Origin of the sequence: Xanthomonas sp. DAR33341, from assembly GCF_003992815.1 — a bacterium.
In the GTDB taxonomy this organism is placed as follows: Bacteria; Pseudomonadota; Gammaproteobacteria; order Xanthomonadales; family Xanthomonadaceae; genus Xanthomonas; species Xanthomonas cissicola.
The window spans coordinates 35,838-55,143 of the sequence record NZ_QEYV01000015.1; the positions used below are offsets into that span (position 1 = coordinate 35,838).

At 61.4% G+C, this 19,306-nt stretch carries 15 protein-coding genes and 2 pseudogenes; 14 read left to right on the forward strand and 3 right to left on the reverse strand.

Annotated elements, in window-relative coordinates; all coding sequences use genetic code 11:
- The first annotated feature begins 69 nt into the window (after positions 1-69).
- Complete coding sequence (locus EO156_RS03650; protein WP_016851507.1) at positions 70-276, forward strand: hypothetical protein; 207 nt, start codon at positions 70-72, stop codon at positions 274-276.
- A 746-nt stretch (positions 277-1,022) separates the two neighbouring features.
- Here the strand turns inward: EO156_RS03650 and EO156_RS03660 are convergent.
- Positions 1,023-1,373 carry a SymE family type I addiction module toxin gene (locus EO156_RS03660; RefSeq protein WP_078585699.1) on the reverse strand — a complete coding sequence of 117 codons (351 nt, stop codon included), beginning with the start codon at positions 1,371-1,373 and terminating at the stop codon, positions 1,023-1,025.
- A 270-nt stretch (positions 1,374-1,643) separates the two neighbouring features.
- Between EO156_RS03660 and EO156_RS03670 the strand changes: the two are divergent.
- From EO156_RS03670 to EO156_RS03725, 11 genes and pseudogenes are all read left to right on the forward strand, one after another.
- A pseudogene (locus EO156_RS03670) lies at positions 1,644-5,438 on the forward strand (hemagglutinin repeat-containing protein); the annotation flags it as partial.
- Positions 5,336-6,220, forward strand: a complete 885-nt coding sequence (locus EO156_RS03675) for a ParB/RepB/Spo0J family partition protein (protein WP_124632065.1) — start codon at positions 5,336-5,338, stop codon at positions 6,218-6,220. The pseudogene EO156_RS03670 and the gene EO156_RS03675, both read left to right, overlap by 103 nt.
- Before the next feature lie 2 nt (positions 6,221-6,222).
- Complete coding sequence (locus EO156_RS03680) at positions 6,223-6,624, forward strand: hypothetical protein (RefSeq protein ID WP_124632066.1); 402 nt, start codon at positions 6,223-6,225, stop codon at positions 6,622-6,624.
- Positions 6,625-6,875: 251 nt separating this feature from the next.
- On the forward strand, positions 6,876-7,172 hold the full coding sequence (locus tag EO156_RS24115; protein ID WP_029828906.1) for a hypothetical protein: 297 nt from the start codon (positions 6,876-6,878) through the stop codon (positions 7,170-7,172).
- The gene (locus EO156_RS03690) at positions 7,129-9,015 is read left to right on the forward strand and encodes a DUF6862 domain-containing protein (protein ID WP_050990041.1); all 1,887 of its coding nucleotides are present in this window, start codon (positions 7,129-7,131) and stop codon (positions 9,013-9,015) included. The genes EO156_RS24115 and EO156_RS03690 overlap by 44 nt, the downstream gene beginning before the upstream one ends.
- Before the next feature lie 55 nt (positions 9,016-9,070).
- On the forward strand, positions 9,071-9,391 hold the full coding sequence (locus tag EO156_RS03695; protein WP_124944751.1) for a hypothetical protein: 321 nt from the start codon (positions 9,071-9,073) through the stop codon (positions 9,389-9,391).
- Positions 9,384-9,698: a hypothetical protein gene (locus EO156_RS03700; RefSeq protein ID WP_124632068.1), complete on the forward strand. Its 315-nt coding sequence runs from the start codon at positions 9,384-9,386 to the stop codon at positions 9,696-9,698. Before EO156_RS03695 ends, EO156_RS03700 begins: the two co-directional genes overlap by 8 nt.
- 593 nt (positions 9,699-10,291) lie before the next feature.
- A pseudogene (locus tag EO156_RS24590) lies at positions 10,292-10,762 on the forward strand (S-layer family protein); the annotation flags it as partial.
- Positions 10,763-10,941: 179 nt separating this feature from the next.
- Positions 10,942-11,442, forward strand: a complete 501-nt coding sequence (locus EO156_RS03710) for a TspO/MBR family protein (protein WP_016850236.1) — start codon at positions 10,942-10,944, stop codon at positions 11,440-11,442.
- Between the two features lie 589 nt (positions 11,443-12,031).
- Complete coding sequence (gene thrA, locus EO156_RS03720; RefSeq protein WP_016850234.1) at positions 12,032-14,539, forward strand: bifunctional aspartate kinase/homoserine dehydrogenase I; 2,508 nt, start codon at positions 12,032-12,034, stop codon at positions 14,537-14,539.
- 41 nt (positions 14,540-14,580) lie between these two features.
- The gene (locus EO156_RS03725) at positions 14,581-15,549 is read left to right on the forward strand and encodes a homoserine kinase (protein ID WP_078585702.1); all 969 of its coding nucleotides are present in this window, start codon (positions 14,581-14,583) and stop codon (positions 15,547-15,549) included.
- 74 nt (positions 15,550-15,623) lie between these two features.
- On the opposite strand, the gene EO156_RS03730 is transcribed toward EO156_RS03725, so the two are convergent.
- Positions 15,624-15,938, reverse strand: a complete 315-nt coding sequence (locus EO156_RS03730; protein ID WP_015463099.1) for an EthD family reductase — start codon at positions 15,936-15,938, stop codon at positions 15,624-15,626.
- Between the two features lie 155 nt (positions 15,939-16,093).
- Between EO156_RS03730 and thrC the strand changes: the two genes are divergently transcribed.
- Together thrC and EO156_RS03740 are read left to right on the forward strand one after the other, a co-directional pair.
- A complete protein-coding gene (thrC, locus tag EO156_RS03735) occupies positions 16,094-17,404 on the forward strand; it encodes a threonine synthase (RefSeq protein WP_029828915.1) in 1,311 nt (436 codons plus the stop codon).
- A gap of 100 nt (positions 17,405-17,504) precedes the next feature.
- Positions 17,505-18,248 carry a murein L,D-transpeptidase catalytic domain family protein gene (locus tag EO156_RS03740; protein WP_016850566.1) on the forward strand — a complete coding sequence of 248 codons (744 nt, stop codon included), beginning with the start codon at positions 17,505-17,507 and terminating at the stop codon, positions 18,246-18,248.
- Positions 18,249-18,563: 315 nt separating this feature from the next.
- On the opposite strand, the gene EO156_RS03745 is transcribed toward EO156_RS03740, so the two are convergent.
- The gene (locus EO156_RS03745; protein ID WP_029828918.1) at positions 18,564-19,229 is read right to left on the reverse strand and encodes a helix-turn-helix domain-containing protein; all 666 of its coding nucleotides are present in this window, start codon (positions 19,227-19,229) and stop codon (positions 18,564-18,566) included.
- Positions 19,230-19,306 lie beyond the last annotated feature (77 nt).

The following is a 19,306-nucleotide window of genomic DNA, read 5'->3' on the forward strand; positions in this document are numbered from 1 at the left end:
AGCGCAGGCACTTAGGTCGGCGCTAGCACGCAGGAGGCGTCGCTTGCTGCATCCGGCGGCATCGTCAAGATGTCGGTCGCACAGGTCATGTCCAATGACAGCGGGCTGGTACGCAGTATGGTCGATCAGGCAACTGTGCAGACCACCGCCGCCGGTACCGGTGTCACCGTGGGTGCGAACGAAACGCGCACACGTGTCGACCCAGCCACCATTCCCGTCACCAACATCGTTGGCGGCAGGCAGACCTCGCTAAGGTTAAATAAGCATGAATTTTGAGCGATTAAGTTTTGGAGTTGGGCCGATCCTAAAGGGGATGGGTCGATCTAAGGTCAGGGAGATATTGGGTGATTTTGATGAATTTAGTAAAAACTCCTTTGCAAGAAACACTGCTGATAATTTTTACAAGCATAGGGTTCACGTATTTTATTAAGAATACGACATTGTGGAGGGTGTTGAGTTCATGAGTGGGGCAAATCTATCAATTGGTGAAATAAAAGTTTTCGATGAAAATCTCGAAGATTTTTTAAAAAAAGCTAGCGATAATGGATTGAATTTTAAAAAAAAGATGATCTTGGTACCTTGCTCCAAGATGTTGAGGCTTCGTTATTTTACCCGGATGGTTTTTATATAAAGTCTGTTTACTTTGAGCTTTGACGAGGGTTGTAGTGAGGGATTTTTCAAAATTATCTATATTGATGTGAAATATAATAAGAATCCGAGTGTGGACGCCTCTGAGGGTTGCCAAATGAACTGTGTAACCGATTTGCTATTTGTTAATTACGACAACTTCATCAGCAGCAACTTCCTGCTGGACAAACTGGGCGTTCACTCGGGGTGAACTCAGAGCCACCTGGGCTATGGCGTCTATGAACGGCGCCTAGTGCTGGACCCAAGCCACCCAGCTTACCGGTCGTCGCTCTGCGGTGGATCGCGCTTGCATGCGCGGATGCGCTACATGGCTTAGACATCCTTGGACGCCTTTGGCCGGTCACCATTGCCGATTAGCGCCTGAAAGAGATTTTTCAGGAACGATTAGCAAGACTCACGACTAGCTCGCCATCGCGCATGCGAATGCTGATTTTGCTGCCAATAACAAAGCCAAGTTGTTCCAACCAGCGACCGCGCAAACGCAGTGTAGGAACACGTTGATCGCTTGCGGGGTAGTAGCCATAACCGACTGTCAGTTGTTGCGGCGGGCGCGGGCGACGTACGACGCGCCGTTGTTTTACCAGGTCGGCGGCGTTGGCGGCTTCAATCTCTTCGGGGGTGAGCATCGGGGTAAGCGGCGACTCTTTGATGCGCCAGACCGCATCGCGGGGTGGCTGGCGCCTTGCGCGCTTGCGCGTGGTGGTGCGAGATGGCGGTTGACGCATAGCAGAGTCCTCCGTTGCGAGCAGGCACCGTCGCCGATCAGCGACGGGGTGTCGGGAGGTTAGAAACCGCTCATAGCCGGCGGGCGTATTTCCCCGAAGGGTATTGTATTAGCCGCCCTCCCGACGCAGGCATCGCATCGGTTGCACCTGCGAAGTGCAGGCACAAAAAACCCACCGGTTTGACGGAGGTGGGTACCGCTATGAGAGGAGTTTCTACGCTCCTTGGAGCAAGAGATTGCTACCGCACAGGAGCCATGTCAATGGCTTCGTAACGTCGAGCTCAACGCCACCAACGCCATGAGCAATCAGGGCGTCATTGCCGGCGCCGATGTCAGCATCACCGCCGGCAACCTGCTCAACCAGGGCCGCATTGGCGGCACGGGCAGCGTGGCATTGGAAGCGCGCAACGACCTGCTCAATCAAGGCCAGATCCAGGGCCGCGATGTCGCGTTGGTGGCCGGCAACACCCTGGTCAGCGAAGCATCCAAGGCCATCAACGGCGTCGGCATCCTGTCCGGCATCAGCGCTAGTAACACGCTGCAACTGATGGCCGGCAACGACATGACATTGACCGGCACGCGCGTGCAGGCCGGTGGTAGCGCAGCGCTGGTCGCGGGCAACACCCTCAGCCTCACGCCCAGCGCCTTGCGCGACGACAGCGGCCTGCTGCGTGGCGGCGATGCGGTGTCGGTCACCACCGGCAAGGACCTGATCGTCTCTGCCGGCAACGACCTGCAACTGCATGGCGTGACCATCGCCGCTGGCGGCAGCGCAGCCCTGCAGGCGGGTAACGATCTCTCGCTGACCCCGACCACCGGCCTGGATGGCGAGGTCGCCACCCGCACCAGCATCAGCACCGGCGACAGCCTGCAATTGACCGCCGGCAACGACCTGACCATCCGCCAGGCCGAAGTGAAGGCCGGTGGCGATCTGATCGCGGCAGCGGGCAACAACCTCAACGTCGAATCCGTCCTCAACGACAGCGAGACCGACAGCTACAAGAGCCGCAACGGCAAGACCCGCGTCAGCACCACCACGACCACGCAGACCATCGACCAGCAGGCGCTCACCGCCGGTGGCAACCTGATCCTCAGCGCCGGCAACGACGTCAACCTGGTCGCCGCAAAACTCGATGCAGGCAAGGGCTTAGGGATCAGCGCTGGCAACGACATCAATGCCAGCACGCTGACCACGGTCGACACCAGCGACACGCTGGAAACGCGCAAGCGCTTCAAGCAGACCACCGCGACCCGCGACGAAACCGTCCACGGCACCGAGTTCAGTGCCGGCGGCAACCTGGCGATGCAGGCCGGCAACGACATCACCCTCACCGCCGCATCGGCCGCCACCAAGGAAGGCGGTATCAGCCTGGCCGCCGGCAACGACGTCAACCTGCTCGCCGCTAGCGAGCAGCACGACGCCGTGCAGGACATGACCAAGAAGAAGAAGGGCACGTTCTCCAGCAAGACCACAACCACGCATGATGAGTGGCACGACAACGTGGCGGTCACCACCACGCTCAGCGGCGACACGGTGCAGATTGCGGCGGGTAACGATTTGCTGTCGCAGGGCGCGCAGGTCGCCAGCACCGGCGATGTGGTGCTGGCCGCCGGCAACAACCTCACGCTGGACACGGTGCAGAACACGCACAGCGAGGAACACGAAAAGACCGTCAAGAAGTCCGGCCTGTATGGCGGTGGCGGATTTAGCGTCGCCTTGGGCGTGACCAAGAAAACCGACGGCCTGGACGTCACCGAGGTCACCAACAGCGGCAGCCTGGTCGGCAGCACCGACGGCGCAGTGACGATGACCGCCGGCAACAAGGTGTCCATCACCGGCAGCGATGTGCTGAGCGCCACCAGCACCACCATCGTGGGCAAGGAAGTCACGATTGCTGCGGCGGAAAACACTGTGGATACGGTGCAGACGTCCAAGCAGCAGAGTGCGGGTCTGACGCTGGGGCTGACCGGTGCAGCGGTCGAGGCAGCCCAAGCGGCGTATATGGCGACCAAGCGCGGGTCGGAAGTAGAGGACGACCGCCTCAAGGCGCTCTATGCGGCCAAGACGGCATACGCCATCAGCGATGCGGTAAGTGCTTACCAGGCACCGCCGACCAGCGGCGGCCAGGATGCCGTCAGCTTGAAGATCGCCCTAGGTGCCAGCAGCGCGTCGAGCAAGACGACCACGCACGACGAAACGACTGGCGGCAGCCGCATCCTCAGCGGCGGCAACGTGACCATCGCCGCCACCGACGGCGACCTCAATGTGATCGGAAGCCAGATCAACGGCCAGAATGTGACGTTGGCGGCGGCCAACAATCTCAACCTGCTCAGCAACAAGGAAACCAATACCAGCAAGTCGGAGAACAAGAACGGCGGCGGCGAGATCGGTGTCAGCGTCGGCAGCACCACCGGCTTCTACGTGAGTGCCTACGCTGGCAAGGGCAGTGCCAAGGGCAACAGCGAGTTGCACACCGAAAGCGTCGTGACGGCCAAGGACACGCTGACCCTGGCGAGCGGCAACGACACCACGATCAAGGGCGCGCAGGCGATCGGCGACACCGTGCTGGCCAAGATCGGCGGCGACTTGCTGATCCAGAGCGAACAGGACACCGACGACTACAAGAGCAAGCAGCAGCAGGCGGGCGTCAAGCTGGTTTATGGCGTCAGCGGCAGCAGCGCCAGCTACAGCCAGCAGAAGGTCAACAGCAGCTACACCAGCGTCAAGGAGCAGAGCGGCATCCAGGCCGGGAATGGCGGCTTCGACGTCACCGTTGCTGGCAACACGCACCTGATCGGCGGCGCCATCGCCAGCACGGCCGATCCCAGTCTGAACCGCCTGTCCACCGGCAGCCTGACGGTGGAGGACTTGCAGAACGAGGCCGAGTACAAGGCTGGCGGATTTGGGATCGGCACAGGCGATTGGCAATCTGTGGCGGCTGGTGCGGCCTTGAGTCTGTCGGGTAATCAGACAGGAGGTAGCAGCAGTACAACCAAGAGCGACATTGCTGCGGGCAGTGTCGAAGTGCGCAATGGGGACTCAACTGGCCTGGCTGGTCTGGATCGCAGCGCTACGGAACTGCAGCAGAGCGGACTGAAGCAGATCTTCGATGAGAAGAAGGTTGCGGAACAGCAGGAACTGGCGCAAGTCGCCGGCGAGGTCGCGTTTAGGTCGGCCAGGGAACTCATTTCCTACAAGAGGGAGCAAGCGGCTGCAGACGCAGAGCAGGCCATGGCCGATCTGGAAGCGGCCAAGGGTGATCCGGACGCGACGGCAACGGCGAAGGCACGCCTGCTCGCAGCCAATGACCAACTCGCGAAATGGAACGACGCAGGAGCTGCAAAGCAGATCACCCAAGTGACTGCGGGCGCACTGGCTGCTGCTGTCTCTGGCGGCAATGTTCTGAGCGCAGCCGGTGGCGTGTTGATGAACGAAGCGTTGTTGCCGAAGTTCGCCGACGCCTTGCAAAAGGGTGGCATACAGCCGGGGAGTGGTGCCGAGGCCACATTGATGGGTGGCCTCGGAGCGCTGCTCGGCGCTGCGGGCGGTCTCCTTGGTGGCGATGTGCAGGCTGGCGCCGCATCGGGCAATGCGGTCCAGACCTATGGCTACTACGACTATCGCGATGGGCGTGCGCAACGGCAGGCGATGGCTGCCGAGGCATTGAAGAATGTCGGGATCACTGATCCCAACGACGTTGCCGGTGTCAATGCACTTCTCGATAACTGCGTGAAGCTCGGCTGCGATCCGGACAAGCTGGTGCTGTTGCTCAAATCGCCGGATGCAGCGTCAACGCTGCGAGAGCTCGCGCAACCTGAAAGCGTTGCCTTCCAGCGCTATGGCAAGGGTTTCAATGAGCTGGACGAACAGCAGCGCAAAGATGTTATTAACCATATTCCAACGGGTGAGGTCAGCGTTGGTGCTATTGAAAACCCCCGATTGGTACCGTCACCGTTGGGGCTGTGGGAAGTACTCATGCAGATGGCGCAGCTTTTTCCAGCAGTGAGGCAGCTGACGGTTCACAGGGAATCGCGGGCTCGCAGCAATCGCAAGATGAAAATCTAAGGCTGAAGGGGGCAACGGTTGTCTCCAATCTCGCCATCGCAGGCGGGAAGAAGGTAGAGCAGTTTAAAAATTGGCTAGGTGAAGACAATGCAGAGACTGCCGCGCTGATCTTGATGGCTGCGGCAGGTGGCCCGGTGAAGACGTTGGGCAGTACACTGTGGGCGGCAACGCCGATGGCGGGGTACTTGCAGGAAAAGAAAGAGCAGTATCTGGTCAATCCGTTGACGCCGTTGATCGGTGCCAACGCATTTGGTGCTGAGACCGATCGCGATCAGCAAGCGGTGCAGCCTGCGAGCCATGCGACTAGCTCGATGCTCGTGGATACGCTGCTGTCGTCGCTTGGTGTGGTGGGCACCAAAGCTGGTGCGATCGGTATTATCAAAAGTAGCGATGGATTTTCGGGGGCATTGAAAGACGCTGAGGAACACATATCTTTCCCCGGCTCACAAGAGGTAAGCGCTGCAGTTATCCAGGATGGTCCGGCAATTGTTACAAGGAGCGTAGATCCAAAAATTTTGATTGGGAGGCAGGGTCGAGATGAAATTTCAGGATCACAAGTGAAGCGATTTACAAAGGATATGAAAGCTAATGGCTATGATGTTAATCACCCCATTGATGTGGCTAATGTTGAAGGAAAGTTGATTATAATTGATGGGCATCACCGGGCGCTTGCTGCTCCAAGAGCTGGTATTAAAAATGTGCCGGTTAACGTACATGACGTGACTAAAGAGCAGGCGGATCAGCTGATGCGAGAAGCTGCGGAAGCGAGGGGGGGACGATAGACATGAGTTTGGATAATATAAATTTTTTCCTTATATTTGTTAATCTTCAATGTCGTCTAATGAGTGGATTTTCTGAAAAATATCCTGCGGTGAAAGACTGGAAATGGCTTTCCGACTTCCCTAGAAACGGAGAGATAATGATTGATTTCGATCAATGGAAATTTGCAAGGCATGGATCAGGATTGCGTTTTAAGAGGGTGAATCGCGAGCCAAACTGGGTTGTAGACATTCATAAATTTATTGATAAGCCAAAAACAGTTGATAGTTGGCGGCTACTTCAGTTTTATGAATCTTGTGGGGAAATTGTGGATGAGGCCAAGATTGTCTCTTCACTAAACGAATTTTGCTCAAAAGGAATTTTTATTTCCAGTGGTCCTGGGCAATATACTTTGGCAGGTTGCTGAAAATCCCAGCGGCAGCACCGGCACGCAAATCGGCGCCAACACCCAGTCGGTCGCACCGGTGATGTCCAACGACAACGGCCTGGTGCGCAGCACGCTCGATCAGGCGACGGTGCAGACCACCGCCACCGCCACCGCCACCGGTACCGGTGTCACGGCGAGCGCAACCCGCACGCGCGTCGACCAGGCCAGCATCTCCGTTACCAACATCGTCGGCGGCAGGCAGACCTCGCTGACGCAGATCGAAGCGCCTAGTGCTGGACCAGATCACCGAGCTCACCGGCCGCCGCTATCTGGGCAACTACGCCGATGGCGTGGCGCAGTACCGCGCCTTGCTGGAATCGGGCGTGGCCGCTGCTGGCCAGCTGCAACTGACCGACAGTCAACAACGGCGCAAACTGGTCGTGGCAGAACTTCCAGACCGGAAGCACCGGTACAGCGGCTGGCATTGGGAGCAAAAGTGGCGATGCGACATCGACCACCACCAGCGGAATCAGTGGTGGCAGCTTGCTCATCACCGACGAGGCTGGGCAACTCGCCAAGTCTGGTAAGACCGCTGCAGATGCATTGGCGGGCCTGAAGCGCGATGTGATCAGCGGCGATGACGCAGGTGGCTTGACCAAGCAATGGGATGGTCAGGCACTGCGTGATCAAGTTGCAGCGCAAGCGCAGGTCACCGCCACTGCAGGGCAGCAGGCAACGAAGTTTGTTGGCGATTACGCACAGGGAAAAGTTGACAAGGCGGCAGAGCTCTATGCGGAAGCCGAAGCAACCGGTGACGACAGCAAGCGGGCCGAAGCTAATCAGTTGATGAAGGATTGGGGCAATGGCGGCACGTTGCGCGTGTTGTCGCATGCGGTTGTAGGCGGTCTGACAGGTGGCACGGACGGAGCGCTAGGCGCAGCCGCAGGCACGGTGGCAGCACCGTACCTGGCAGAAGCGTTGGAGAAAGCCGGAATCGATAAAGCGGTGGCTGCCACGTTGACAGGGTTGTCAGCGAGCGCGCTAGGCGCTGCGGCCGGTGGTGCTGCAGGCGGTGCCGCAGCCTTGAATGAGGTGTCCAACAATTACCTCGGCCACCAAGAGCGGATGGAATATGCCACGGCACTGATCGCTTGTTCCAAGTCTGGCACCCAGTGTGAGCGCGCCGAGCAACTGAAGGCGCTGTCGGAAGAACGCAATCTCGCGTTGCGCGGTGCGTGTAGCGATCCAGCCAGCGACGGATGTGCGGAGCAAAAACAGCTCGCTGCTGTAGCCATGCAGGATCAGCTCGATCACGCGGGGGAATACACCGCGTGGCTCGCAGGTCACGTGCCTGAGTTGGTTGGCCTGTTCAACTCCGACAAGGACGGAACGCTGACCAAGGATTTCGTCACCCATGTGACGACTGCGGACCTTGGCCACAAGCTTGCGTGTGCGATGGCAGGTGATTGCAGCAACCAAGCGCTGGCCTCGGCAGCATGGAACGGTAGCATCCCGCTATCAGTTGCAACCGCTGATTCTGCGCTGCGCGCGGCGCTTGGCATGGGAGCAGGTGCGGTCGGTGCCACCGGCCGGGTCTGGGAGATGGTTGCCGGTGTGGCACAGTTGGCCAAAGATACGAGTCCTGCCGGCCAGATCGGAAAAACGATTGATCAACTCGCCTACCTGTGGGGGAATGGTTACGCAGCTACTGCCGAGAAGAACTTCAACGACGCAAAGGGTGCGTTAAATGCAATAAAAACCGGTATCAGCGGCTATGCAGAGGATCTTGCATTTGCGGCCTACACGAATACGCACGGCTCTTGGGATATCTATGACATAGCTAAGGCAGGTGCAATTGGTGGCAAGGTCAGCGTTGACGTACTCTCGCTCGTTGTTCCAGAGCTCTATGCAGGGAGGGGGGGCGCTGCAAAGGCAGCAACAGGCGTGGGTGATGCGTTTAAGGCTGATGATGTAATTGATTATATAAATTCTTTGCGACCGAAGGATGCTCCTTCAGTGGCGTCAAATGCTAGGCTCGGCAGCGCTTCCGGCACCATTTATACGGAAACAAGGCCGCTTGCAGATGAATTTCCAAATTTGATTGGAGTGAATCCACATTATGTCGAGGGCGCTGGGCCAGGCGTTAACACTAACTGCGTATCTTGTGTGAATGCGGCGCAGGAACGACTTTCTGGGAAAAATTTGGATGCGGTTGCTGATGCAACAAAATATGCTGATATGAATGCGCTGCTTCCATCATCGCCCTTCGGATTTAATTCTCCGAGTAAGCCTGCGGCAGTTATAGAGGAAATGCTTAAGGAAGGTAGCGGTGCTGCGCGACCGCTTATTATTGAACAGCCGGGAAAGGTTAGTCATGTTATTAATGTTGTAAATAAAGACGGAAAGATTTTTTTATCGACGCCCAATTAGGTAAGATAGTTCAGCTAAATCCTGATGTGACCGTTCAGCTCGGGAGACCCCCGCTATGAAACATGAAGCGCAAGATATATCTGTTGTGGAAGCATTAAAAATTGCTGAAAAGGAAGTTTGGGTGATTTTGGGGGATGTAGTGGAAAATGAATTTCCGATATTTAGTGAGAGGCATCTGGAAGCAGAATTTTGCTGGATGTTTTTTTTAAGGGGGGATATAAATATACCTCCCGATAGAATGCTTGGTTTGAAATGGGCTTACGCTGTAAGTAAAAAAGGGCGTTTCGCAATGGTCCAGGATCTTTCATCTGACGAGGATAAGCTCCAAGACTATTTATTGAAAATGTCAGACCACTTCATGAGGAGAAATGAGTAAGCCGAAAAAAATGAAAAAAGGGGCGGAGGTAGTTAAGCGGGACTCCGCCCTGGTTGCCAGCATGACCGGCGGCCAAGGAGCCAGCATCAACGGCGCCAACATCAGCCACGGCGCCGTCGGCAGCGATGGCCGCATCGTCAGCGGCGCCTCGCTCAATGACGTTAGCGCACAAGGTGGATTGAGCGGCCGCACGCGGCAAGCCGCGGCAAATGTAGGTGGTCAGGCCGCCATTAGTCGGGCTAGTAGTGGGGGCGGTCAGCATCAGCGTGGCGAGAAACACCACCGGCAACGCGGGTGCGCAGGTTGATGTGAGTACGCAGGATGCGTCGCTTGCGGCATCCGTCGGCATCGTCAAGATGTCGGTCGCACTGTCCATGAAGGGGATGTTGAAAATTTACGCGTGCTGCGTAATCCGGAGTATGCGATAGATCGTTATTGCGCACATGTATTGCGCCGCAAACCGGGTCAATTTGACTTCAGCGATTGGAGCGAGCCATTTCGCCCTTGATAGTGGGACGGTGGTGGATTCGATATTGGTTAGATATGGCACTCATAGTGCTGGACCCAGCAAGTAAAGTTCCTCCGGAATTTTCTCTTTGAAAATTTAGTAATAGCCAGCTCAAAATTATGCTCGGTGGGTGTGGTTATGATCGGTACGGCTCTAGCCATCAATCTGATCGCTGAGGCCGGAGTCTGTAAATTGCAGCCTCCGTTTGCGGCGCGTGCATTGACCACTTGGAACCGATTTCACCGCAAATGGGCCGCGCGGCAACCGGTCTGGGCGGCATCAACGCCTGGCGCAGCAACGGCCCGGGCCGTCGCTACCTGATCGAGACCGATCCGCGCTTCGTCAACTACGACAACTTCATCAGTAGCGACTTCCTGCTGGACAAGCTGGGCGTGGACCCGGAGTGGACCCAGACCCGCCTGGGCGATGGCTTCTATGAGCAGCGCCTGGTGCTGGACCAGATCACTCAGCTCACCGGCCGCCGCTACCTGGGCAACTACGCCGATGGCGTGGCGCAGTACCGCGCCTTGCTGGAATCGGGCGTGGCCGCTGCTGGCCAGCTGCAACTGAGCATGGGCGTTGGCCTGACCGCCGAACAGGCCGCTGCGCTCACGCAGGACATCGTGTGGATGGTGGAGCAGGAGTACCAGGGCCAGACCGTGCTGGTGCCGGTGGTGTACCTGGCCTCCAACTCGCTGCAGTTGCGTGGCAACGGCGCCTTGATTGCCGGCGGCAACGTCGAGCTCAATGCCACCAACACCATGAGCAACCAGGGCGTCATCGCAGGCGCCGACGTCAGCATCACCGCCGGCAACCTGCTCAACCAGGGCCAGATCCAGGGCCGCGATGTCGCACTGGTGGCCCGACGTACCCCGATTTTAAGTAGCACCTCAGTTTTGGAGTCCAACTCGCCCGGAGATTTGGACATGACGTTACCAATCCGTACGGCCTTAGTAGAGCTTTGACTTGCTCAGTTGCGTCGTCATGGCTTGCACACATGCTCTGGCAGGCTGGCGAACGTTGACAACTCACCTCGACCGTCATGACGCAACATCGTTTAAACACATCGCAATGGTTCGGTCTTCTCGGCTGGCTGGTGCTGTGCTACGCAGTCGCCGCGCTGGGCGCAATGGCATCAATCCAGGCGGCCAGCTTTTATGCGCAGCTGCAGCGGCCGGCATGGGCGCCGCCGGGTTGGTTGTTCGGGCCGGTGTGGACGGTGCTGTACGGGATGATGGCGGTGTCGGTGTGGTCGGTGTGGCGCCGTGGGGGATGGGCTGGCGCGCGTGTGGCGCTGACTCTTTTCTTGGTGCAGCTGGCGCTCAATGGGCTGTGGAGTTGGTTGTTCTTTGCATGGCATCTGGGGGCGTGGGCGTTTACGGACATCGTGGCGCTGTGGCTGGTGCTGGCGGCGACCATCGGTGTGTTTGCGAAGAGGCAAGCTCTGGCGGCGTGGTTGTTGGTGCCGTATCTGGCATGGGTGAGCTTTGCGGGGGCGCTCAATTTTTCGGTCTGGCAACTCAACCCTCAGATGCTTGGCTGATCTTCGCTGCTGACCTTGGCTCGCACCGATTCGGGTTTCCGATAGCGACGGTCTGTTGCTTGATGCGAAGTGGCCTGTTGCTCGAAGCAACCTGATGCCTGCGGCGATGTGATGCCTCGGGCGCAACCGATCCAGCTAGCTATATGGCTTCAGCCAAGCACATGACTCGACCAATGAAGGTCAGAAACCTGCGCAGCACGGCTCTGCAAGGCCGATCCAAAAGTTTCCATAGCAATCAATTGCTTGCGCGCTCAGTGCTTAAATCCCTGAGCGGCAAGGTTTTCTGTTCCATGTGCCGGGCGCGTGCACCTGCCCATTCACGCAACGCTTGACAGGCCTCGTCCCGGTGATGTCTTTTGCATGCATGGGTAACGCCTCCGCCATCGCTTCGCTTCTCTGCCAGCCGCTGCTGCGGGTCGGTGCATGCGTGACCGGCATTACCACCATCATTACTACCGCCACCATTCGCCCGGTGCGGTCCGTCGTCTTCGCGTAACTTCCGAAAACAACGGCCCCGCACCCGGATCAGGATGCGGGGGCTTCCCTCTCTCATCCGATGCGGACGGGGCCTCCCCAACGAGGTCTGTCGATGTCATCGCATGCTGTTTCGTTCGAACCCGCTGCTGTTCTTGCGTCCTCTGCGCGCACTGTCGTGCACAAATTCGGCGGCACCTCGGTGGCAGATGCCGAGCGTTATCGGCATGTGGCGCAGCTGCTGCTTGCACGCGACGAGACGGTGCAGGTCACCGTGGTCTCGGCGATGAAGGGCGTCACCGATGCCTTGATCGAACTGGCCGAACTGGCGGCGAAGAATCGCCCCGAATGGCGCGAGCGGTGGCACGAAACGCGCGCACGCCATCGCGGTGCGGCGGTCGCCTTGCTCGGCGAGCATTCCGGGCCAACGGTGGAGTGGCTGGACGAACGCTTCGCGCATCTGTCGCAGATCCTCGGCGCGCTGGCGGTCATCGGGGAATTGCCGCGCGAAGTGCTCGACCGCGTGCAAGGACTGGGCGAGGTGTATTCGGCGCAGTTGCTGGGCGATCACTTTCGCGCGATCGGCGAAGACTGCGCAGTGCTGGACGCGCGCGATGTGCTGGTGGTCAATCGCGGCGAACTCGGTGTGGATGTGGACTGGGAGGCGAGTGCGCAGCGCCTCGCAACCTGGCGGCAAGCGCATCCGCAGACGCGCGTGGTGGTGACCGGATTCGTGGCGCGCGACCGTGCCGACCGCGTCACGACGCTGGGCCGCAACGGCAGCGATTATTCGGGTGCCATCTTCGCTGCATTGTTCGATGCAGACGAACTGCATATCTGGACCGATGTGGATGGCGTGCTGTCGGCCGACCCGCGCGTGGTGCCCGAAGCGGTGCAACTGGAAACACTGAGCTACGACGAGGCCTGCGAGCTGGCATATTTCGGTGCGAAGGTGGTGCACCCGCAAACGATGTCGCCGGCGATCGAGCGCGGCCTGCCGATCATCATCCGCAACACCTTCCAGCCCGAGCATCCCGGCACGCGCATTACTGCCAGTAGCGCGGTGAGCGGGCCGATCAAGGGTCTGACGTTGAGCCCGGATCTGGCGGTGCTGAATCTGGAAGGCACCGGTCTGATCGGTGTGCCGGGCACGGCCGAGCGCGTGTTCGCCGCGCTGCGCACCGCGCAGGTGTCGGTGGTGATGATCTCGCAGGGTTCGTCGGAACATTCGATCTGCTGCGTGGTCAAGCAGCACGAGTCCGAGCGTGCACGCAACGCATTGTTGCAAGCGTTCGCGCATGAACTCACGGTCGGGCAGGTGCAGCGCGTGCAGCTGACCACCGGCATCAGCGTGCTCGCAGCAGTAGGCGATGGTATGGCCGGTCAGCCGGGTGTGGCGGCGCGCTTGTTCGAATCGTTGGGGCGAGCCCAGGTCAATATCCTGGCAATTGCGCAGGGCTCCTCCGAACGCAATATCTCGGTGGCGATCGATGCGGCGCACGCCACCAAGGCGTTGCGCGCGGCGCATGCCGGTTTCTGGTTGTCGCCGCAGACGTTTTCTGTGGGCGTGATCGGCCCGGGCAATGTGGGCGCGGCATTGCTGGACCAACTGCGCAACGCGCAACCGCAGTTGTTAGGCAAGGCCAATCTTGATCTGCGCCTGCGCGCGGTGGTCTCACGCGGTCGCATGCTGCTGGACGAACGCGGCTTGGTCGGCGACTGGCGCGATGCGTTTGCATCGTCCGCAACGCCCACCGATCTGGAACGCTTCACCACGCATCTGCTGTCTGCGCATCTGCCGCATACGGTGATCATCGATTGCAGCGGCAGCGCCGAAGTCGCAGACCGTTATGCGGGCTGGCTGGCAGCCGGCATCCACGTGGTGACGCCGAACAAGCAGGCAGGCTCCGGCCCGCTGGCGCGCTATGAGGCGATTCGCGCAGCGGCCGACGCCAGTGGTGCGCGCTTCCGTTATGAAGCCACCGTGGGCGCCGGTTTGCCGGTGATCACCACACTGCGCGACCTGGTCGACACCGGCGATGCAGTCACGTCCATCGAAGGCATCTTCTCCGGCACGTTGGCATGGTTGTTCAACAAGTACGACGGCAGCGTGCCCTTCGCCGAACTGGTGACGCAGGCGCGCGGCATGGGCTATACCGAACCGGATCCGCGCGACGATCTGTCCGGCGTGGACGTGGCGCGCAAGTTGGTGATCCTGGCGCGCGAAGCAGGGCGCTCCATCAGCCTGGAAGATGTGCAGGTTGAAAGCCTGGTGCCGGAAGCGCTGCGCCAGGCCAGCGTGGACGATTTCATGGCGCGCTTACCGGAAGTGGATGCGTCCTTCGCGCAACGTCTGGCCCAAGCGCATGCGCGTGGCAATGTGCTGCGCTATGTCGCGCAGCTGCCGCCGGACCGCGCGCCCAGCGTGGGCCTGGTCGAGCTGCCGGCCGATCACGCGTTCGCCAATCTGCGTCTGACCGATAACGTGGTGCAGTTCACCACGCGGCGCTACTGCGAGAACCCGTTGGTGGTGCAGGGCCCGGGTGCCGGTCCGGAAGTGACCGCGGCAGGCGTGTTCGCCGATCTGCTGCGCGTGGCGGCAGGCGAGGGCGCGCGGCTGTGACGCATGCTGTTGTCAGCCAGGCCGGCGTGAGCCAGGCGGCCGTGGTGCAGGCGCAGGGCAGCGATCACGCTTCCCTGGGCAAGCACGGCTTGCACGAAGCGCGCGCCTTCGCGCCGGCATCGGTTGCGAATGTCGCGGTGGGATTCGACCTGCTCGGCTATCCGATCGATGGAATCGGCGACACAGTGACCGTGCGCCGTATCGACGCGCCAGTGGTGCGCATCGCTGCGATTCGCGGCACGACGGTGGCGCTGCCACTGGATGCCGAGCGCAACACTGCAGGCGCTGCACTCATTTCGCTGCGGTCCGCCTTGCAACTGCCTTATGGATTCGAAATCGAGATCGACAAAGGCATCGCGTTGAGCTCGGGCATGGGCGGGTCTGCCGCGTCATGCGTCGCGGCGTTGGTGGCGGCAAACGCGCTGCTGGCCTCGCCGTTGGATCACCACCAGCTCTACCAATACGCGCTCGATGGCGAAGCGGTGGCCAGCGGCAGCCGCCACGGCGACAACCTGGGGCCGCTGTTTGTCGGTGGCTTGGTGCTGTGCACGCTGGAGCGCCTGGTACCGATCGCGGTGCCTCCAGCGTGGCATAGCCTGCTGGTGCATCCGGATGCAGTGCTGGAAACGCGGCGCGCGCGCGAAGCCTTGGCAGGAAACTATCAATTGCGCGAATTCGTCGCGCAGAGCACCAATCTGGCGTTGGTGTTGGCCGGTTGCCATGGCTGCGATGCAGACCTGGTACGCGCAGGCTTGCGTGATGTGCTGATCGAACCGCGTCGCGCCCCATTGATCGCCGGCTTCGCCGAAGCCAAACAGGCAGCGCTGGACCACAACGCCTTCGGCGCCAGCATTTCCGGCGCCGGGCCGAGCGTGTTTGCCTGGTTCGAATCGCGCGCCGCGGCCGAAGCTGCGGCACCGGCAGTGCAGGCCGGGTTTGCGGCCGTAGGGTTCGATAGCCAGGCCTGGGTCTCGCCGATCGCAAGTCCTGCGGCGCGGTTGCTCGAATGAATCGGGACGCACGCAATGACAACGCGCCGCAGGCAGCCGGTAGCAGGTCTGGCCTGCAGCTTGCCACACGTCATTTAGTCGACGACGACTTCGCTGATCTGCATGACCGGGGTCAGGTCGGTGTAGTTGGCGATGTCGGCGAGGATTTCCTGTGCATGCGGCCCGAAGCTGGCGTTGAAGGTCTCCACCGACTCGCAAAAGATGTGGCACATGCCGATGAACGCCGGCGGGCTGCCGGCGTCGCCGCCGCTGATGCCTTTGTCCACGGTGTATTTCAAACAGGCCGCGCCCATGCGCGCGCTCACCAGCGGCATGTGCCGGTCGCGGTAGTAGGCGTGATCGAAGCGGGCGCCGTCGCGGTACGGGTACATCACACTGACCTTGATCATCTGCCGACTCCACGGAAGGGTGCGCGCAGCATAGCCCCGCGCCATCGACCGGACGCAACCCTGCGGCCGAACGCCGGCGCAACGCGACGCCCGGCGACGTCACGCGCGGCACCGCTTGTCACGGGCACCGCCCAGCCTTCGCTTTATCTGGAGTCATGCTGATGTTTATCTCCACCCGTGGCGGTGCCCCCGCCGCAAGCCTGAGCCAAGCCATTGCCGCCGGGCTGGCGCCCGATGGCGGCCTCTACGTGCCGCAGACCCTTCCACCTGCCCGTACGCTGGTTGCGGGCGCCGGCCTGGCCGACACCGCCACTGCGCTGTTGCAGCCATTTTTCGAGGGCGACGCACTGGCGGCCGAACTGCCTGCCATCTGTGCCGAAGCCTTCGATTTCCCGGCGCCGTTGGTGGCGCTGGGTACGCCGGGCGATTACGCGCTGGAGCTGTTTCATGGCCCCACGGCGGCGTTCAAGGATTTCGGTGCGCGCTTCCTGGCGGCCTGCCTGACCCGCTTGCGCCGCGCTGAAGACCGCCCGCTCACCATCCTGGTCGCCACCTCCGGCGACACCGGCGCCGCCGTGGCCGCCGCGTTCTATCGCCAGCCCGGCCTGCGCGTGGTGGTGCTGTATCCGGACGGCCGCGTGTCGCCGCGGCAGGCGCATCAGTTGGGGTGTTTCGGCGACAACATCCAGGCCTTGCGCGTGGCCGGCTCGTTCGACGACTGCCAGGCGATGGTCAAGCAGGCCTTGAACGATGCCGCGTTGCAGACGCAGGTGCCGCTGAGTTCGGCCAACAGCATCAGTCTGGGCCGGCTGCTGCCGCAGATGAGTTACTACGCGCATGCCGCCCTGCAGCATCATGCAGCGTCGGGCAGCGTGCTCAATCTGGTGATACCCACCGGTAACCTGGGCAACGCGCTGGCGGCGATCATCGCGCGCGCGCTCGGGGTGCCGTTGGGCCGCATCGCGCTGGCGTCCAACGCCAATCACGTGTTGCCGGACTATTTCGCGGGCGATGCCTACGCACCGCAGCCCAGCGTGTCCACCCTGGCCAATGCGATGGACGTGGGCGCGCCGAGCAATTTCGAGCGGCTGCGGTGGCTCTACAACGGCGACGATGCCGCCTTGCGTGAGGAATTCCGGGCCTTGTCGGTGGACGATGCGGCGATTCGCAACACCGTGCAGCAGCGCTTCGCGCGCTACGGCGAGGTGCATTGCCCGCATACCGCCACCGCGGTGCATGTGCTCGAACAACTGCGTGCCGAAGGCGCGGAGGGCGGCACTGGCGACTGGGCGGTAGCGGCCACCGCGCATCCGGCAAAGTTCGAGGGCGTGGTGGAGCCGCTGATTGGCCGTTCCGTAGAGGTTCCGCCGGCACTGGCCGCACTGCTGCAGCGCCCAGCGCATGCCGAAGCACTGGCGCCGGACTACGCCGCCCTTCGGAAGCGCTTGCTTGCCGATGCCACCTGACCCAACGCGTTCAGCCACCGGGGTTGGAAAGTGGCCCATATGCGGCTATTTCTAGGGGGTGCGGCCCCGCTGTGGCGCCGCGTTCGCTGTGGGTTGTTGCATGTCTGATCGAATGATCGCCGTTGCCGCCGTCTTGTGCGGGTGGGCAGCGGCCAGTGCTGCCAGTGCGGCCGATGCATTGGCTGGATCGCCGGTCCCGCCACTGGGCGCCCCGCGTGTGGGTCTGGTCGAGGCGCTGGCGCGCCAGGCGCCGTCGCTGGACCGTCAGGTGCTGGCCCTGGCCACAGAGGCGCTGCAATGCGCCCGCCAGCACCAGCAGGTGGGTGCCGAACGGGTGCTCAGCGTCATCGACTACAGCCGGCCCTCGACCGAGCGCCGGCTCTGGGTGTTCGATCTGGACAAGCAACGCCTGTTGTTTCGCGAATGGGTCGCGCACGGGCGCAATACCGGCGAGAACCTGGCGGCGAAGTTCTCCAATAACGACGGCAGCTTCCAGTCCAGCCTGGGCGCATTCACCGCGCAGGAGTCGTACACCGGGCACAACGGTTACTCGTTGCGGCTCAAGGGTCTGGAGCCGGGGTTCAACGACCACGCGCGCGACCGCGCCATCGTGATCCACGGCGCGCCCTATGTCAGCGAAGCCATCATCCGCACGCAGGGCCGGCTCGGCCGCAGCCTGGGCTGCCCGGCGGTGCGGCCAGCGGTGGCCAAGCAGTTGATCGATACATTGCGCGACGGTGCGTTCGTGTTCGCCTACTACCCGGATCGCGCCTGGCTGCGCCAATCGCGGCTGCTGAGCGGTGGCTGTGGCGGTGCGGCAGCGCGTGCAGTGGCCGGGCGCTGAGTGATCGCAGGCGGGTGCCCGACGCCAGTGTGCGCTCGGCGTGAAGCACGGCGCCGCTTTCGAATCGGTCGGTAAGTCGCTGCGCGGCTGTCAGCATGCGGATGGCTTGCATCATTTTGGAGCGGCTGCCTGCAAGCAACTGCGTCGCCTCAGGCGAGCGCTGCCGAGCGGCACCGACGCCGACGAGTGCGCAATCATGCGTGATATTGGCGGGCTGTTCCGGATCGACCGCCTGGACACTGGGCGCCGCCGTGTCAATCGGTCAACCAGTCGCACGGGTAAGCGCACACTGGCGCTCACGCGATCCCAACAGCCTCACACCGTATCGCCGGCGAGACGGCGCAGGGCGGCGTAATCCAGGATCTGCACCACCTGCAGTTGCGGTAGCGCGATCAACTGCTGCTGCCGCAGCTTGGTGAAGGTGCGGCTCACCGTTTCCACGGTCAGCCCCAAGTGGTCGGCGATGTCGCTGCGGCTCATCGGCAGCGCCACGGTATCGCCGCTGGCGCCGGGCTGGGTGGAGCGGGCTGCAAGCCGGAGCAGGAAATGCGCCAGCCGTTCGCTGGGTTGCAGGCGCGCCAGCAGCAGGCCGGTGTCCTGCGCGGCGGCCAGTTCCATGCTGGCGCGTTGCAGCAGCTTGCGTTCCAGCTGCGGGTAGCGCTCGCGCAGCTGGCGCATGTGCGCCATCGGCGTGCGGCACACCCGGCTGTCGACGATGGCTTCGATATCGTGGCGGTGCCGCGCGGTTTCGGTGAGCCCGACGTAGTCGCCGGGCAGCACGAAGCCGGTGATCTGGCGACGTCCGTCGGCCAGCGTGCGCACCATGCGCAACGCGCCGGAGGTCACGGTATAGACGTTGTGCTGGGTCTCGCCCGCACGTACCAGGGTGCTGCCGGGCGCATAGGCCGCTGCATGGGTGACCTGGTCCAGTGCGTCCATTTCCTGCGCCGAGAGCGCCGCACAAATGGCCCGGCCGCGCACGGCGCAAAGGGCGCAATCTGAGGTGGGCGTGCCGCTGGCGGATGCCGCGCTGGGCGCCGGGCAGGTCGCGCTGGGGT

Coding starts and splice junctions, on each gene's coding strand:
- EO156_RS03650 (WP_016851507.1), top strand. CDS start 70: ATGTCGGTCGCACAGGTCATGTCCAATGACAGCGGGCTGGTACGCAGT.
- EO156_RS03660 (WP_078585699.1), bottom strand. CDS start 1,373: ATGCGTCAACCGCCATCTCGCACCACCACGCGCAAGCGCGCAAGGCGC.
- EO156_RS03680 (WP_124632066.1), top strand. CDS start 6,223: ATGAGTTTGGATAATATAAATTTTTTCCTTATATTTGTTAATCTTCAA.
- EO156_RS03695 (WP_124944751.1), top strand. CDS start 9,071: ATGAAACATGAAGCGCAAGATATATCTGTTGTGGAAGCATTAAAAATT.
- EO156_RS03700 (WP_124632068.1), top strand. CDS start 9,384: ATGAGTAAGCCGAAAAAAATGAAAAAAGGGGCGGAGGTAGTTAAGCGG.
- EO156_RS03710 (WP_016850236.1), top strand. CDS start 10,942: ATGACGCAACATCGTTTAAACACATCGCAATGGTTCGGTCTTCTCGGC.
- thrA (WP_016850234.1), top strand. CDS start 12,032: ATGTCATCGCATGCTGTTTCGTTCGAACCCGCTGCTGTTCTTGCGTCC.
- EO156_RS03730 (WP_015463099.1), bottom strand. CDS start 15,938: ATGATCAAGGTCAGTGTGATGTACCCGTACCGCGACGGCGCCCGCTTC.
- thrC (WP_029828915.1), top strand. CDS start 16,094: ATGCTGATGTTTATCTCCACCCGTGGCGGTGCCCCCGCCGCAAGCCTG.
- EO156_RS03740 (WP_016850566.1), top strand. CDS start 17,505: ATGTCTGATCGAATGATCGCCGTTGCCGCCGTCTTGTGCGGGTGGGCA.